The sequence below is a fragment of the Streptomyces sp. JNUCC 64 genome, from assembly GCF_054484115.1.
Map to the genome: position 1 here is coordinate 3,117,468 of NZ_CM137015.1, position 16,251 is coordinate 3,133,718.

The following is a 16,251-nucleotide window of genomic DNA, read 5'->3' on the forward strand; positions in this document are numbered from 1 at the left end:
GGGTCGTGTCCTCGCCCCGGGGCGCCCTCCCGCGCGGGGTCGGCCTCCCGCATGGGGATCCGCACGCCCCGCTCCCGGGCCACCCGTTCGGCGCCCTCGTACCCCGCGTCGACGTGCCGGACGACGCCCATGCCGGGGTCGTTGGTGAGGACGCGGCGGATCTTCTCCCCGGCGAGCGGGGTGCCGTCGGCGACGGTGACCTGCCCCGCGTGGATCGAGCGGCCGATGCCGACGCCGCCGCCGTGGTGCAGGGAGACCCAGGACGCGCCGGAGGCCACGTTGACCATGGCGTTGAGGAGCGGCCAGTCGGCGATGGCGTCGGAGCCGTCCCGCATCGCCTCGGTCTCGCGGTAGGGCGAGGCGACCGAACCGCAGTCGAGGTGGTCGCGGCCGATGACGACGGGCGCGGACAGCTCCCCGCTCGCCACCATGTCGTTGAACCGCTCCCCCGCGCGGTCGCGTTCGCCGTAGCCGAGCCAGCAGATCCGGGCGGGCAGCCCCTGGTACTTGACGCGTTCCCCGGCGAGGGTGATCCAGCGGCGCAGCGACTCGTTCTCCGGGAAGAGGTCGAGGACGGCCCGGTCGGTGGCGGCGATGTCCTTGGGGTCCCCGGACAGGGCGGCCCACCGGAAGGGGCCCTTGCCCTCGCAGAACAGGGGCCGGATGTAGGCGGGGACGAACCCGGGGAAGTCGAACGCGCGGGCGTACCCTGCGGTCCGGGCCTCGCCCCGGATGCTGTTGCCGTAGTCGAAGACCTCGGCGCCCGCGTCCTGGAAGCCGACCATGGCCTCGACGTGCCGGGCCATCGACTCCCGGGCCCGGTCGGTGAACCCGGCGGGGTCCCGGGCCGCCTCGGCCGCCATGTCCGCGAAGTCGGTGCCGACCGGGAGGTAGGCGAGGGGGTCGTGGGCGGAGGTCTGGTCGGTGACGACGTCGACGGGGGCGCCGTCCGCGAGCATCCGGGGCAGCACCTCGGCGGCGTTGCCGAGGACGCCGACGGAGAGCGGGCGGCGGGCGTCACGGGCCTCGGTGGCGAGCCGCAGCGCGTGCGCGGGCGAGTCGGCGCGGACGTCGAGGTAGCCGTGGGCGATGCGGCGTTCGATGGCGCGGGGGTCGCAGTCGACGCAGATCGCCACGCCGTCGTTCATGGTGACGGCGAGGGGCTGGGCGCCGCCCATGCCGCCGAGTCCGGCGGTGAGGGTGATGGTCCCGGCGAGGGTGCCGCCGAAGCGTTTGGCGGCGACGGCGGCGAACGTCTCGTAGGTGCCCTGGAGGATGCCCTGGGTGCCGATGTAGATCCAGGAACCGGCGGTCATCTGCCCGTACATGGTGAGGCCGAGGGCTTCCAGACGGCGGAACTCCTCCCAGTTCGCCCACTCCCCGACCAGGTGGGAGTTGGCGATGAGGACCCGGGGCGCCCACTCGTGGGTGGTCATCACGCCGACGGGACGGCCGGACTGCACCAGCATCGTCTCGTCCGCCTTGAGGGTGCGCAGGGTGCGGACCATCGCGTCGTAGGAGGCCCAGTCGCGGGCGGCCTTGCCGGTGCCGCCGTAGACGACGAGCCGGTCGGGGTGTTCGGCGACCTCGGGGTCCAGGTTGTTCTGGAGCATCCGCAGCGCGGCTTCCTGGGGCCAGCCCAGGGCGCTCGGTTCGGTGCCGCGCGGGGCTCGTACGGGGCGGGGTCCTGACATGGTCTGCCTCCTCGCGTGCGGGGTGCGCGGGCCGGACGGCGCACGGGTGTCCGTACGTCCGTCCGGGGCCGACGGACCTCGGCGTACGGACCGGGGCCGGTCCGGACGGGTGCCCGGCCCGGACGTTCACGCCCGGGCGGCCGGTCCGGACGTTCAGCCCCGGGCCGGACGGTCCGGACGTACACGTCCGGACCGTCCGGCCCGGGTATACGGACCGTACGTCCGGGCCGGTGGTCCGGGCCGGACGCACGGGCGGACGGCGGGCGGCGCGCGGACAGGCGCGCGGAACAGGTGTGCGAGCCGGGCACGCGCGCCGGGGTTCGTGGGCCGTACGCGCGGGCACGGACCTCCATGGCGATTTTCCATTCACATCCTGATCTTCTGAATAGAGCTAGTCAATAGGGCGCGGGACGGGTCGGGCCGCCGCCCCGGGTGGTTCGCTGGATCCATGACGGACCACGTGCCGGACCCCGCCGCCGACCCCGCACCCGTCCGGGGAGCGCGCCCGGCACCGGCCGGGGAACCGGAGCCCGCACCAGTCGGGCAGCCGGGCCCCGCACCGTCCGGCCCGCCGGGCCCCGCACCAGCCGGGCAACCGGATCCCGCCCCGGCCGGGCAGCCGGACCCCGTACCCGCCCGAGGGCCACGGCCCGGCGGGCCGGACGCGGTCGCCCGCCGGAACGCGGCCGTCCGGGCGGCGGTCGCCCGGGGCCTCGTCGGCGAACGGGAGCCGCTGGTCGCGCTGATGGACGTGACGGGGATCCGGGCGGGCGCCCGTGCGCTGCGCGCGGCCTTCGACGCGGTCACCGCCCCCGGCACCCGCGTGCTGCACACCTTCGCCGTGAAGGCGTGCCCGCTGACTGCCGTGGTGCGGCTGCTGCGGGAGGAGGGGCTCGGCGCGGAGGTCGCCAGCCCCGGCGAACTCGCCCTCGCCCGCACCGCCGGGACCCCCGCCGCGCACACCGTCCTCGACTCCCCCGCCAAGACGTCCGCCGAACTGCGCGAGGCGCTGGCCCTCGGCGTCGCCGTCAACGCGGACGGCCTCCAGGAACTCGCCCGGCTGGACGGCCTGGTGACGTCCTCCACGGTGGACGGCCGCCGCCCGCCGCTGGGGCTGAGGGTGAACCCGCAGGTGGGCGGCGGCAGCATCGACGCCCTCTCGACGGCGACCCGGACCGCCAAGTTCGGCGTGGCGCTGGACGATCCGGGCGTCCGGGAGACGGTCGTGCGCGCCTTCCTCCACCGGCCGTGGCTCACCCGGCTGCACGTCCACTCCGGATCGCAGGGCGTGCCGACGGAGCTGATGGCCGAGGGCGTGGCCCGGACGTACGCGCTGGCCGAGGAGGTCAACGCGCGGGCCGGGCGCTTCCAGGTGGACACCCTGGACCTCGGCGGCGGGCTGCCCGTCGACTTCGGCGGCGATCCGGAGGACCCCGGGTTCGCCGGGTACGCCCGGCTGCTGGCGGAGCGGGTGCCGGGGCTCTTCGACGGACGGTACGGGCTGGTCACCGAGTTCGGCCGGGCGCTGCTGGCCAAGCACGGGCTGGTGCTGAGCCGGGTCGAGTACACCAAGTCGGCGGGCGGGCGGCGGATCGCGGTGACCCACGCGGGGGCGCAGATCGCGGCCCGGACCGTCTACGCGCCCGACCAGTGGCCGCTGCGGATCGCCGGGTACGACGCCCGGGGGCTACCGCTGACCACCCCGGAGGAGGTCCAGGACGTGGCGGGCCCGGCGTGCTTCGCCGGGGACCTGCTCGCGCGGGGGCGCGCGCTGCCCCGGCTCGCGCCGGGCGATCACATCGCCGTCCTGGACACGGGGGCGTACTTCTTCGCGCACCCCTACGCGTACAACGCGCTGTCCCGGCCCGCCGTCCACGGGTTCCTGACGGACGCGGGCGGAGCCGGGGACGAGGACGCGCACGGGGACGGGGGCACGTCCGGCGGCGGGCGCGGCGGCCGGGACGCGCACGGGGACGGAGCCGAGGACGGGGAAGAAGGCGACGGGGACGGGAAAGGGCCGGCGGTGGGGGTGCGGTTCGCGACGGTGCGGACCGCGCAGACGGTCCGGGAAGTGGTGGCCGAGGCGGGCGGGGCACACACCGACGCCCTGCTCTTCCGGAACGACCTCCCCTGACCCACCCGACCGATCCACCCCGCAACAAGACCGGAACAGCAATCCCCCTGATCGCATTTGACCGTTCTTGGAGATGTTTCCCGGGAAAACCCCAGAGCGTCCCCCAAACGCGTGTGCGTTGCATAACCTCCCGCACACCGGGACGCCACCCGCGCCCCGGCACTCACGCCCACCGCGCCCACGCGGCCCAGGGGAGGAAACCGGCGTGCCCGGAATCGACGCGTGCCTGCTGGAGACGATGACCCTGCCCGGCGCCCGGGGAGCGGCCGTCGTCGACTGGACCAGCGGACTCGCCCTCGGCTCGATCGGCGAGTCCTCGGGCGACGACCACGAGGTGACGGCCACCGAGACCGCCGAGATGGCCCGGGCGGCGGCCGAGTACACGGTCTTCACCGCCCCCGGGACGCGACCCCCGCTCGGCGGACTCCCGGAACCGGCGCGGGCGCCCGCCGTGGAGGACCTGCTGGTCACCACGGAGACCGCCTACCACCTGATGCACTTCGCGGAGACGACGCCCGACTGCGCCGCCTTCCTCTATCTCTGGCTCGACCGCGACACCGGCAACCTGGCGCTGGCCCGGCTGCGGCTCCGGGACATCGCGGGACGGCTGGTGCTGGAGTGAAGGCCCGCGCCCCGGCCGGGCGGGGTACGGGCGGACCCGGGACGCGCCGCCGGGGGTCCGTATGAGGCGTTTCGCGCTCCGGCAGCGCGCCGAGAGGAGACAACGACTGATGGCCGTCGAGACCGGCATACTCGGTGAACTGGAGCGGCTGCGCGCCCGGGTCCCGCAGATCACCGGCGCGCTCGCCGCCAGCGCCGACGGGTTCGTCCTGGCCCGGGACGCCGACGGGGTGGAGGCCGAGGGCGTCGCCGCCCTCACCGCCGCCGCCCTCGGAGTGGGCGGCCGTCTGACCGAGGCGACCGGACGGGGCCCCTTCCAGGAACTGCTGGTGCGCGGCACCGACGGCTACACCGCCACCTACGCGGCGGGCCCGGCCGCCGTCCTCACCCTGATCGCCGGGGCCCGGGTGAACGTCGGCCGGCTGCACCTGGAGGGCCGGCGCAGCGGGGCCCGGATCGCCGAACTGATCGAGACGGCGACCCGGGCCGCCGCCGGAGCCGGTCCGGACGGCGCCCCGGCCCATCCGGCCCTCCGGCCACCCCGCCCGTCCCGTCCCCCGGGGCCGTCGGCGCCGCCCCCCGACGGTGGCGCGCGCCCTCCGCTGCCGCCCCGCCCGGTCGGCCAACCGGGACCGCCGGGACCGCCGCCCCGCCCGTGAACGCGCCCGTCAACGCCTCAGCCCGAAGAGCCCGAAGAGCAAGAGCCGGAAGAGCCGGAAGAGCTCGAAGAGAAGGAGCACGGACACCATGAGCAACACCGAAGCCGCACTCAAGGACCTCACGACCTCCGTCGAGGGGGTCATCGGCGCGGCCCTCGTCGACTACACCAGCGGAATGGCCCTCGGCACGATAGGCGGCGGCAAGGAGTTCGACCTCGCGGTCGCCGCCGCCGGGAACACCGACGTCGTCCGCTCCAAGCTGCGGACCATGGAACTCCTCGGCCTCCAGGACGAGATCGAGGACGTCCTGATCACCCTGGGCACCCAGTACCACCTCATCCGGCTCATCCGGGGGCGCGGCCACGGCGGACTGTTCCTGTACGTCGCACTGGACAAGAACCGCTCCAACCTGGCGATGGCCCGCCACCAGCTCCGCCGCATCGAGTCCGAGCTGGAGGTCTGACCCGGCCGAGGGTCACCGTCGGGCGCCCGGCACCGCTCAGCGCGCGCGGCGCAGGACGCGGGGGCGCACCGTCAGGCGCGTCGCCGGGCCCCGCCCGGAGCCGCGTCCCCCGCACCCGGGCCCGTCGTGCGGAACTCCCGTACGGCCGGGCCCGCGGGCCGTCCGCCCCGGGCGTCCAGCCAGTCGGCGCGCACCCACAGCAGTACGCCGTCCGCGGCCTCCAGACGGCCGATCCGGACCGCCTTCACCCATCGGCCCGCGCCCAGTCCCGCGAGCGCCATGCCGGGCGCGGCGGGCAGCGCGAACGACGCACCGACCGCGACGAGGAACGCGGCGGCGAGCCACGGCAGATGGCCGCGCCGCCACACCCGGGCGGTGACCGCCCGGTCCTGGAGCACGTCGTGGCGTCCGGCCCGGCCCGCCTCCCGGGCCAGCGCCGCGTACCGGGCGAAGCCCCGGCCGCCGACGACGGCGACGGCGACGAGGAACAGGGCGGTGCCCGCGAGGACCCCGATCCGGCGGCCGGTCAGCCCCGGGACGAGCGCTCCCGTCCCGGCGGCCAGCACCCCCGTCCACCACAGGGGCGCCGCGCCCGCCCGCACCACGACGGCCACCCGGGCCAGCCCGTGGTTGCCCTGCCGCCCGGGCCTCCGTCCCGACCCGCCGTCCCCGGGGGTCCGGGCGGGGCGGACGGTCCGGGCGGCGCCGTCCTCCCCGGTCCGTCCCGTCGGTCCCGTCGTGGTCCCGCTCCCGCTCCCACCGCGTCCGCGCGCCATGACCGCCTCCTCTTCCGGGCCGTTGGTGACGACACCGTCGCCACTTCGGGGATTCGGCAGGTTACCGGCGGTTCCTGAGGACGTCATGAGGACGTGCGGACACTTTCCGGACGTTTTCCCCGCCCCGCGTCGGCGAGGGCAGCCCCGCGCCGGGTGAGGGGAAGGCTGGGGAAGCCAAGGGCAAGAGGGACAGGGAGGGACAGGGAGAGACAAGGGGAAGGCGGGGGCGGGACCCGCGTCCTCAGTCGGCGAAGAGCCCCCGGGCCGCCGCGCGGGCGTCGAAGTCCTCCAGCCGGGCCTGGGCGTCGGGCAGCGCGTCGCACACGGCCTCCAGCAGCATCCGGCCGAGCAGCATCGGCGCGCACGCGGTGTCGAAGGCGAGACCGGTGCCGACGGGGGCGGGCAGCAGGACGTCCGACACGGCGGCCACCGGGGCGAAGGCGCTGTCCGCGACGGTCACCACCCGCAGCCCGGCGCCCCGGGCGTACTCCAGCGCCTCGACGGTCTCGCGCGGATGCCGGGGCAGCGCGAAGCACAGCAGGGCCGAGGCCCCGGCGGCGGCGGCCCGGTCGAGACGGTCCGCCAGCGTGGACCCGCCCTCGTCCAGCAGCCGGACGTCCGGGTGCACCTTGGCCGCGAAGTACGCGAACCCGTGCGCCTGGGCGGCGGCCGCGCGCAGCCCGAGCACCGGCAGCGGGCGGGAGGCAGCGAGCAGCGCCCCCGCGTCACGGACGGGGGCGGGGTCGGCGAGCAGCCCGGCGAGGTGCCGCAGGTTGCCGATCTCCTCGTCGACCGCCCGCTGATAGGGGGTGCGCCCGGCGGCCTCCGGGGCGGGCGGCGGGGTGACCTCGCGCAGATGGCGGCGGAGCGCGGGGTAGCCGTCGAAGCCGAGCGCGACCGCGAAGCGGGTCACGGAGGGCTGGCTGACCCCGGCGAGTTCGGCCAGCTCCACACTGGAGAGGAACGGCACCTCGGCCGCGCGACGGACCATGCAGTGCGCGAGACGGCGCTGGGTGGGAGTCAGCCGGTGCCCCTCGAACAGCCGCCGCAACCGCTGCTCCGCGCCCTCGTCCATGCCCCTCGTCCCCCTCGTCCGCGGCACTTCCGGCACCGTCGCGACGGCACCCCGCGACACCGCTCCGGACCCCAATCTATTCAGGTTCGCCCACCTCTGCATGACTGTATGCACAGGCGTTCGCACCCTGGAGGGAACCGGGCCGGGCGAGGACGGCATCGAGCACTGGGCAGCCCCGTTGTCGATGCCGCCCGGGCGGCATCGACAACGAGCACGACGGTCGAGGCATGTGCGTCGAAGACCCCGCCGGTCACGCGATTGAGCTGATCGCCCGCCCGTGTCCGTAACCGAGGCAGGACCTGGCCCAGTGCCGAAACGGCGCGCCTGACGCTCCTGCGCCGGCTCCCGCCCCGGGACACCGCCCGACCGGGCTGTCTCCCGTGCGTCCCGGCCGATGGACCGGTTACACGTAACGACGGGCGCGGTCGCGCTGGACCGGTACCGTCATGTCGGCTTCCCGGTCGACGCCCTTGCCGGGCGTGACGTCCCAGCTCCGGAGCTTTTCGGCGACCTTGGCCAGTTTCTTGTCGCCGGGCCCGGCCTTGATGGAGAAGAGCGCCTCGTCGGGAGTCCGGTCGTCTCCGCCCCAGGCGACGACGCCTTCGCAGTCGGCGAGGATGTCGCCGATGAGGAGTCGCTGTGCAGGGTAGAAGCCGCCGCGCTGACCGGACGGATAGTGGCCGGGCCTGATCCTCACCGCGGTGCCGGAGGCGAGGTTGGACTCGGCCCGCCGGGGGTGCACCTTCTCGGGCGGCAGCCAGCCGACGACGTCGCCGCGGCGCAGTGCGTCGATCTCATAGTGGAAGCGCCGCACGACGTAGGCCAGGACGGTCTCGACGTCACCCATGCGGACCTTCACCTCAAGCCCGGTGCCCGGCACCGGTCGGGTGTAGACGCTGCCCCGGCTGTCGGTGGTCTTCTCCATCTCCCAGCCGTTCCGGGACTTCCGCCCGGCCAGGGCGTGGTCCCGGCGGGCCCGGGCCCGTTGCATGGCCTCGCGGACGTCGTCAGCGGAAGGTCCGGCCTGGGCGGCGTATCCGGGTCCGGTCAGCGCCTGCGAGCCGAAGGCGGCGCCAGCGGCGATGGCCGCGCCGCGGAACAGAGTGGTGCGACGGGATATGGGGGCTGTCACGTGTCGTTGTCCTTCTTGTCGTTGTGCGCTTCGGCGAAGCTGAAGGCGGTCAGGAGGAAGGCGGCGACGCCCAGCAGGCCGGCGAGGGGGTTCACGTAGCCGGGTACGGCCGTGTCGTAGGTCGTGCCGTCGTCGGCCACACATCCGAACGCGAGGGGAACGTAGGTAGGTTCGTAGGCGACGAGGGCCTTGCCGTCCAGCGCCTTGTGGCAGGCGTCGGCCTGGGCGCTCTCGTCGAACACGGCCAGATGCAGCACGCCCCACGTGTACATGCCGATCGCGGCGGTGAAGGCCAGGCCACCGGCCAGCCGGAGTCTCGCCGCCAGCCCTCGACGTCCGCCGCGCGTGGTACGCACGGTACGCACCAGGCTGTAGACGCCGAGGCTCGCAGTGGCGACCAGACCTGCGAAGGCCAAGAGGATGACGGCGGCCGGGTCGTGCCCGGCGAAGGAGGCGTCTGCTGCCATGGTTCCCTGCTCTACTCACATGTTCCGGGAGATGGAGTGGTACTTCTCCAGTAGGTAGTACAGCGGCATCCGCTTCTTGGCGTCGGTGAACGCGGGTTCGGCCGGGCCCTGGTAACGCCGCAGGACCTCGTAGACCTCCTCGTCGGTGTACGACAGCGAGGGCTGGCGAAGCGCGGGCGAACTGTCGTCGCCACCGGGCTTTCCGTCGATGTCCCACCGATGGATCATGACCACGCTGGTGAGGGCGAACTCCTCGTTGTCGCGGGCCTTCTTCCAGATGTCGTACTTGTCCTGGTCGCTGGCCGGGTTGCGCCGTGGCTGCCCGGTCGCGTAACCCTTGTCGAGGGCGTGGTTCCAGGCGGGGATCAGGGTCTGGGCCCGCTGCTGCGCGATCCCTGTGGAGGGGTCCTGGATGAACTTTCCCGTGGTGTTGAACGCGGTGATGACCGCGACCTCGGCGGCCTCGTCGACCGGGTCGATGTGCCGCATCTCCCAGTACGCGGTGGCCTGGATCAGCGCTTTACGCATGTTGTGCTTGTTGGACAGGCTCGTGAGCAGCGCGTCGTGCATGACCACGACGCTGTCGAAGCACTTCCAGTGCTGGTAGGTACGGACGCCGCCGTCGTTGGGGTAACCGATGGACTGCATGTACTTGCCGACGTCGGTCTTCATCGCCTCGATGACCGTGGAATGGAGAGAGACGTCAGGCTTGACCGAACGGGGCGGGTTGAAGGCGCCCTGTCCCGTGTCACGGCCGGAGGCGATGTTTTGGTCGATGTTGATCGCTCCGTCACCGGAGCCGATGGTGCGGGTGACGATTTGATCGAAGGCCCAGTCCGGGGGCAGCGGGTAACCGAAGTTTCCGGAGAATCCGGCGGACATGTCGGAGACGAACGAGGCCGTGGAGTGGCCGGCTTCGCCGACCCGGGTGCATACGTTCCGCGGTCCGTAGACACCGATCCCGAACCGGTTGCCGTCGTCGACGATCGCGTCCTGGATGCCCTTGAAGTGCGGAAGCACATTGTTGGTGACCTGGTAGTCCAGGGCATCGAAGTCCACTGCGAAGTAAATTCGGGTGCCGGGCTTGAATCCGTGATCGAGGGCCGCGTTGATGGCCGCCTGCGCTGCGGCGCGCCCGAGCGGATAGCTGAAGTCGTCGGCGCCGCGCCCGTAGGTCTGGTAGATCGGGTAGCAGCGAAGCCCGTTGTCGGCGATCGTCTTCAATTCGCCAGGCTGGATCTCCTTCTCCTTGGTGGAGCCGCTCGGCGTGGGATCGGGGTTGGTCAGATAGCGGCCGATGTACTTGATGCCGTTGGCCTTCAGCGTCGCGACCCGCGCCGGGGTGATCTGGGTGACGCCGTCACACGCCTCGCCCTTACGGCTCTGATCGCCGTAGGAGACCAACAACGAGGCCCAGGTGGAGAAGTCCCCGAGACCGGTAACCGGCAGCTTGACGAACGACTGGAACTTCTCCGTCTCGCTCTTCACCGCGGCGGTGAAGTTCCCGAAGGAAACCGGCCGCTTGTTGAGGATCATCCCGGCGGTGAACAGGGACGCCCAGGTGCCGGTCGAGCCAACGGAGACCGTGTGGTTCTTGAGACCGGCCTGGGTGCCGGGCCCGAAGACGCGGTTGGCGACGCCGTCGGCCATGCCGAGTTCGTACTGGATCGCCAGCAGCATCGACTTCGACACGTCACGGGAGTTGTGACCGTCACAAGGGATGACGTAGTAGTCCTTGCGCAGGATGTACTTGCCGTTCAACCACTGCTGGATGGAGCGGATGCTGTCCGAGCCGCCGCTGATCGTGGTGTAGGCGTCCATGTTGAAAAGCCCTTTGGCCGTCTTCGGCCACAGCGAGCCTTCCGGGTAGATGGCGCCCACGCCCATGTTCTGGTGCAGCTTGACGACGGAGGATTTCACCCGGGCGTTGTACTGGCCGTCTATCTCGCCACCGTCGTAGCCCTTGCAGTACAGGGCGGACTGGATGACCCGACAGAAGTTCGCCGAGGGAATGTTACTCTCGTCCAGCTTTCCGTACTTCTCCGCGATGGTCGCCATCGTGGTCGGCCCGAAGGCGTCTGACAGGGCCCTGATGCCCATCTCGTACTGGAGCGCCCGGGTGAGGGCGTACATGACGGTCCAAGATGTCTGGCCGTTCTCTTCCAGCTTCGCTATACCGAGCGTCGCACCGTTGCCGTAGGTCGTGTTGATGAACCGTTGGGCGCGCTGCACCATCGCGTCGGCCATAGGAATCCTCCCCTACGGGACCGGTCCCGGACAATGGCTGGGACCGGCCCCACTTGATCGTGTGCGGTGACAGGACAAGGCGCGCCCACTCCCGGCTGGAATTGGGACAGACGCAACCGGACTGCGTTCAGCGGCGGGATCAGCGACTGCTGCTTGACCTGCCGCTGATGAGTTAGCGGATGTTCACCTCGAGGCTGACTCTCGGAAATCGACTCGCGAGCATCCGAAGCGGCAGTCGACACCAGCGCCGGAACGAGGCCAGCGTTTCGAGTGACCTCGGCTCGCTTCGGCGTGCGCTGCCAGACTCAGTTGCAGAGAAAGGCGTATTGAGTCGTGTAGTTGATGACCAGGCTGGTTCCGGCCGCGTTGGCCAACGTGGCGGTGACCTTGGCGCACACTGGATAGTTCGTGTACACAGGTCCGGCGTAGTGGAGGAAGGTGCCGCTGTCAGACCTACAGGGCCTCGCCGGATTGTCGGCGCAGATCTTCAAGCTCATCTTCCGGGCGACACCCAGGTTGTTGTCGAAGATCGCACAGCCAGAGTCGTTTCCCCCCTTGGTGTAGGAGAACAGCGTGGCGAGCCGCATGCTCGGCGGGGTCCCCACCGGAAGGGGGATCCCCCGATCCAGCACGTAGCCCGCTCCACACACATTGGCCGCCTGTGCGACCACGGCAGGATTGGCCTCGGCGAACTCGCGTGTTTCGCTGTCGGCACTGGCGGACAGTTTGACGTCCGGAACGGTGGGATTCTCAGCGGCGGACACCTGCGGCGCGATGAGGCTGAGAGTTGCGGCCGAAGCAACGGCAACCGCTACGCGCACGCCCCTCTTGGCAGTCAAGGACACATCGATCTCCCCGTAGACGAATGCGATGGACCTCACCGCGGGAAAGGAATGGAACCCTTGAGGAGGAACTCACGCCCCCCGCGATCGTTTGAAAACCTATAGCGAGAAGGTGAATCCTTCACCCTGATTGACTGATACCGGACTTAGCATTGACTACCCAAGAGGTTTCAGTTCCACAACAAATGAAAATGGCATCATTCATGACATTGATGGACACATCACTCACCTTGCGGGCCGTATTCCTGCAGCACACGGTCGGCGCAGTTGTCCGTGCGGAACCTTCGGGCGTATTTACGCCATCCCCTTCCTTTGGCCCTAACTCGTCCGATGCCACACGCGAAGTGAGCGGGAGCCTGTCGACGAGGCCCGCCTCGACCCCCTCCAGAACGCCGCCTTCCCGACCTTGAGCGATGGCTACGGCACGACGCTGGCGAACCGGCCAACCCGTGCGGATCAGGCCGACGATCGGGCGATCACCCGCGCGAGCCGCCACAACGGCACACCGGGCCCGGACGTGAGGTACGGCACTGTCGACAGACGCCGCTCGCGCGCCGGACGGAGGGCTCTCCGATGCCACACCCGACCGCCGGGGCGCCGTCCACCGCGACGGCGTCGGCGCCATGGCGATCTGAGCTCACACGCAGCAAGAAACCCCTGGTCATCCCCCGCTCTCAGGCCCCGCACCCCGCGATGACACCCGAGGGGACGACCCTCACGTCGACAGCGCCAGGCGGGGGGCATGTCACGTCCCGCCCTCGGGGAGGGCTCTTACGGGACCCCCGTGCCGACACTGGAACACCTTGGCGTAATTACGCCACCTAGACCGCCCCTTTACTGACCTTTGGTGGAAATTATGACCCTGCCAAGAGGGGTGTCCGCTTCTTACAGTGGAGACGATCGCTGACCATCGATCGGCAATACGGGGAGCACCACATGACCGACGTACCAGAAGCGTCCGAAACGGAGATCCGAATCCTGCGTCTGCTGCACGAGGGACTGGACGACGCGGCCGTGGCCCGCCGTCTGTGTGTGGGTCACCGCACGGTCCAGCGCAGGGTCCACAACCTGATGAAGCGTTGGGAGGTGAACGGCAGGGTCGCCCTCGGTGCCCGTGCCCAGGAACTGGGCGTCTACACCCGTCGGGAAGCGCACCGGGACGCCCGCCACGGCACGCACGAACTGACCTGCTGACCCGCTGACCGGCCGCTTGTCCGCCCCGAACCGCCCGACCTGACCCGGTCGGGGAACGCGCCGGGACCGGACGACGAGCGGGCGGACAGACGAACGAACGACGAGCGACGAACAACAGCGGAACGGCCGCGGAGCGGCCGGGCGGACTGGACCGTGGGGGAACTCGGCCCAGCGACCGCCACACCGGCGCCCACCCGGACGGGACACCGGACCGGGCGGGTGGACGCGGAAGGTGAGGGGGAGCGGCCCTAGGGGGTAGGGTCCGCTTCCCCGCCTCACCCGCGCACCACCGTCCTGGCGGCGCCGCGCCGTCACCACCGGCCCGTCACCACCACCTCGGCACGGGCGGCCCGGCACCGGCGGCCCGATGGCGGTGGCCCGATGGCGGTGGCCCGATGGCGGTGAACCCCAGCCGAAGAGTGGGGCTTTCCCCAGTGCGCGGACCGGCTCCCGTTTCCTACGGTGGAGCCATGGAAGCCCGCGATGCCGATTTCAAGAAGGAACTCGACGCCACCCTGCAGGCCCGCAGGGACCTCGGCGAGGAGTACGAGTCCGCCTTCGTGGACTCGTTCCTGGAAAAGATCGAGCAGCGTGTGGACACGGCGGTGGACCGCCGGGTCCGACGCCAGCTCGCCGAACAGCAGATGGTCGTCGCCCGTGGCACCGACCCGTCCCGCTCCGCCGACAACTGGGGCGACCGTTTCGGTTTCGCGATGATCAGCATGGTCCTGGCGATACCCCTCTCCGCGATCGGCGCGGTCCAGGCGGGGAAGGTCGGCCTCATCACCACCTGGCTGGGCATCGTCCTGGTCAACGCGGTGCACTTGGCGCGCCCGTGGTCGCTGCGGTCGCTGCTGGCCCGCCGCCGGGAGGACGCCGAGCAGGACCGGCGTTCCTCGGACTGGGCGGCATGACGGAAGAGACCTGACGGAAGAGCGGTGCGCGGAGACCGTCGACCTCCCGGACGGACCGGAAGGCGGGACGACGACGGTCCCCGCGGGGACACGGGCCGGACCTCGGGACCGGACCGCGCGTCCATGACGGCCTGAGGCGTCCGGGAGCCGCTCCGGACGGCCCCCAGGGCGCCGCTCGCTGCCGGGCCGGGGCGGGGAGCCGCGCCCGCCCCTCCGACGCCTTCCACTGTGCCGGACGGCTGTTAACCCCGTGCTGCGCGCGCGTGTCGCCCGTGTACCGACCGCGCGAACGAACGACGCGACATCCGTGCGAAGGCCCGGGCTCCGCTCAGGTACCGGCCTTGGCCAGGAAGGAGAGCAGATCCTGACGGCTCACCACACCCGTGGGCTTGCCCTCGACCAGGACGATCGCCGCGTCCGCCGAGCCCAGCACGGACATCAGATCGCCCACCGGCTCCCCCGAGCCGACCTGGGGCAGCGGCGCGGACATGTGCTTCTCCAGCGGGTCGTTGAGCGAGGCCCGCTGGGTGAAGAGGGCGTCGAGCAGTTCGCGTTCGACCACCGAGCCGACCACCTCCGCGGCCATCACGTCGGGGTGCCCGGCGCCCGGCTTCACGATCGGCATCTGGGAGACCCCGTACTCGCGCAGCACCTCGATGGCCTGGCCGACCGTCTCGTCGGGGTGCATGTGCACCAGCGAGGGCAACTCGCCGTCCTTGTCGCGCAGGACGTCGGCGACCCGGGCCGCGCTGCCGGTGTCCTCCAGGAAGCCGTAGTCCGCCATCCACTCGTCGTTGAAGATCTTCGAGAGGTAGCCGCGACCGCTGTCCGGCAGCAGGACGACCACCACGTCGTCCGGGCCGAGCCCCTCGGCCACCCGGAGCGCGGCCACGACCGCCATCCCGCAGGAACCGCCCACCAGCAGGCCCTCCTCACGGGCCAGACGGCGCGTCATCTGGAACGAGTCCTTGTCGGACACCGGCACGATCTCGTCGGCCACGGTCCGGTCGTAGGCGTCCGGCCAGAAGTCCTCACCGACGCCCTCGACCAGGTACGGCCGCCCGGAGCCGCCCGAGTACACCGAGCCCTCCGGGTCCGCCCCCACCACCCGCACCCGGCCCTCGCTGGCGTCCTTCAGATAGCGGCCGGTGCCGGAGATCGTGCCGCCGGTGCCGACGCCCGCCACGAAGTGGGTGATCCGGCCCCCGGTCTGCTCCCACAGCTCGGGGCCCGTGGAGTGGTAGTGCGACAGGGGGTTCTGCGGGTTGCTGTACTGGTCGGGCTTCCAGGCGTCCGGGATCTCGCGGACGAGCCGGTCGGAGACGTTGTAGTACGAGTCCGGGTGCTCCGGGTCCACGGCCGTCGGGCAGACGACGACCTCGGCGCCGTAGGCCCGCAGTACGTTGATCTTGTCAGTGGAGACCTTGTCCGGGCAGACGAAGACGCACTTGTAGCCCTTCTGCTGGGCCACGATCGCCAGCCCCACCCCGGTGTTGCCGCTGGTCGGCTCGACGATGGTGCCGCCGGGCCGGAGCGCCCCGCTCTCCTCGGCCGCCTCGATCATGCGCACGGCGATGCGGTCCTTCACGGAACCGCCCGGGTTGAAGTACTCGACCTTCGCCAGCACCGTCGCCGCGATGCCGTCGGTGACGTGGTTGAGCCGCACCAGCGGGGTGTTGCCGACGAGGCTGATCATCGAGTCGTGGAAGTGCACCGTTGTCTCCGGCCTGCGCAGAAGGATGGGGTTTGTTCCTCAGCCTACGGCCCGTGGCGCCCCACCCGGGCCGTACCGAACGGGTTGCCCGGAACCGGGCCCCGGCACGGACCCCGGTCCGCGCCGAAGGCGGTGCGGAGGCCGCCCCGAAGCGGCGCGGAGGCCGCGTGGAGGCGGTGCGGGCCGGGGACGGACGCTCCCGGCCGGGGGCGCCCACCGCCGTTCGGCCCCGGCGCGTTCACCCGAAGCCCGCGATTGGCCCACCGTCGTGGCGGGGCAAGGAGTGGGTGTAAGGGCTCCGAGGAGGTGGCTGCGACGC

Annotated in this window: 13 protein-coding genes and 1 pseudogene; 6 read left to right on the forward strand and 8 right to left on the reverse strand. The window is 71.7% G+C overall.

The features are described 5' to 3' along the window. Positions 1-32: 32 nt before the first annotated feature. Positions 33-1,694, reverse strand: a pseudogene (gene hutU / locus ACVWNX_RS12620) (urocanate hydratase); the annotation flags it as partial. 448 nt (positions 1,695-2,142) lie between these two features. On the opposite strand from hutU, the gene ACVWNX_RS12625 reads away from it, so the two are divergent. The 4 genes from ACVWNX_RS12625 (at position 2,143) to ACVWNX_RS12640 (ending at position 5,571) form a co-directional block, all read left to right on the forward strand. Further along, a complete protein-coding gene (locus tag ACVWNX_RS12625; protein WP_454414009.1) occupies positions 2,143-3,828 on the forward strand; it encodes a type III PLP-dependent enzyme domain-containing protein in 1,686 nt (561 codons plus the stop codon). 205 nt (positions 3,829-4,033) lie between these two features. After that, positions 4,034-4,450, forward strand: coding sequence for a hypothetical protein (locus ACVWNX_RS12630; protein WP_454414010.1), 417 nt, complete (start codon positions 4,034-4,036; stop codon positions 4,448-4,450). A 109-nt stretch (positions 4,451-4,559) separates the two neighbouring features. Further along, complete coding sequence (locus ACVWNX_RS12635) at positions 4,560-5,108, forward strand: roadblock/LC7 domain-containing protein (protein ID WP_454414011.1); 549 nt, start codon at positions 4,560-4,562, stop codon at positions 5,106-5,108. Between the two features lie 88 nt (positions 5,109-5,196). Beyond that, positions 5,197-5,571 (forward strand): roadblock/LC7 domain-containing protein, encoded by a 375-nt coding sequence (locus ACVWNX_RS12640; RefSeq protein ID WP_454414012.1) that lies wholly within the window; start codon positions 5,197-5,199, stop codon positions 5,569-5,571. Between the two features lie 71 nt (positions 5,572-5,642). Here ACVWNX_RS12640 and ACVWNX_RS12645 read toward each other — a convergent pair whose 3' ends face one another. The 6 genes from ACVWNX_RS12645 to ACVWNX_RS12670 all read right to left on the reverse strand — a co-directional run bounded on the left by ACVWNX_RS12645 (position 5,643) and on the right by ACVWNX_RS12670 (position 12,149). Further along, complete coding sequence (locus ACVWNX_RS12645; protein WP_454414738.1) at positions 5,643-6,185, reverse strand: hypothetical protein; 543 nt, start codon at positions 6,183-6,185, stop codon at positions 5,643-5,645. 403 nt (positions 6,186-6,588) lie between these two features. Further along, the gene (locus ACVWNX_RS12650; protein ID WP_454414013.1) at positions 6,589-7,422 is read right to left on the reverse strand and encodes a MurR/RpiR family transcriptional regulator; all 834 of its coding nucleotides are present in this window, start codon (positions 7,420-7,422) and stop codon (positions 6,589-6,591) included. Between the two features lie 403 nt (positions 7,423-7,825). Then, a complete protein-coding gene (locus tag ACVWNX_RS12655) occupies positions 7,826-8,554 on the reverse strand; it encodes a hypothetical protein (protein WP_454414014.1) in 729 nt (242 codons plus the stop codon). Continuing rightward, positions 8,551-9,021, reverse strand: coding sequence for a hypothetical protein (locus tag ACVWNX_RS12660; protein WP_454414015.1), 471 nt, complete (start codon positions 9,019-9,021; stop codon positions 8,551-8,553). Before ACVWNX_RS12660 ends, ACVWNX_RS12655 begins: the two co-directional genes overlap by 4 nt. Before the next feature lie 15 nt (positions 9,022-9,036). Beyond that, complete coding sequence (locus ACVWNX_RS12665) at positions 9,037-11,268, reverse strand: glycoside hydrolase domain-containing protein (protein ID WP_454414016.1); 2,232 nt, start codon at positions 11,266-11,268, stop codon at positions 9,037-9,039. Between the two features lie 305 nt (positions 11,269-11,573). Further along, positions 11,574-12,149, reverse strand: a complete 576-nt coding sequence (locus ACVWNX_RS12670; protein ID WP_454414017.1) for a hypothetical protein — start codon at positions 12,147-12,149, stop codon at positions 11,574-11,576. An 897-nt stretch (positions 12,150-13,046) separates the two neighbouring features. Between ACVWNX_RS12670 and ACVWNX_RS12675 the strand changes: the two genes are divergently transcribed. Together ACVWNX_RS12675 and ACVWNX_RS12680 are read left to right on the forward strand one after the other, a co-directional pair. Next, positions 13,047-13,304 carry a LuxR C-terminal-related transcriptional regulator gene (locus ACVWNX_RS12675; RefSeq protein WP_454414018.1) on the forward strand — a complete coding sequence of 86 codons (258 nt, stop codon included), beginning with the start codon at positions 13,047-13,049 and terminating at the stop codon, positions 13,302-13,304. A 470-nt stretch (positions 13,305-13,774) separates the two neighbouring features. Continuing rightward, complete coding sequence (locus ACVWNX_RS12680) at positions 13,775-14,218, forward strand: hypothetical protein (RefSeq protein ID WP_454414019.1); 444 nt, start codon at positions 13,775-13,777, stop codon at positions 14,216-14,218. 328 nt (positions 14,219-14,546) lie between these two features. On the opposite strand, the gene ACVWNX_RS12685 is transcribed toward ACVWNX_RS12680, so the two are convergent. Then, a complete protein-coding gene (locus ACVWNX_RS12685; RefSeq protein WP_454414020.1) occupies positions 14,547-15,932 on the reverse strand; it encodes a cystathionine beta-synthase in 1,386 nt (461 codons plus the stop codon). Positions 15,933-16,251: the final 319 nt, after the last annotated feature.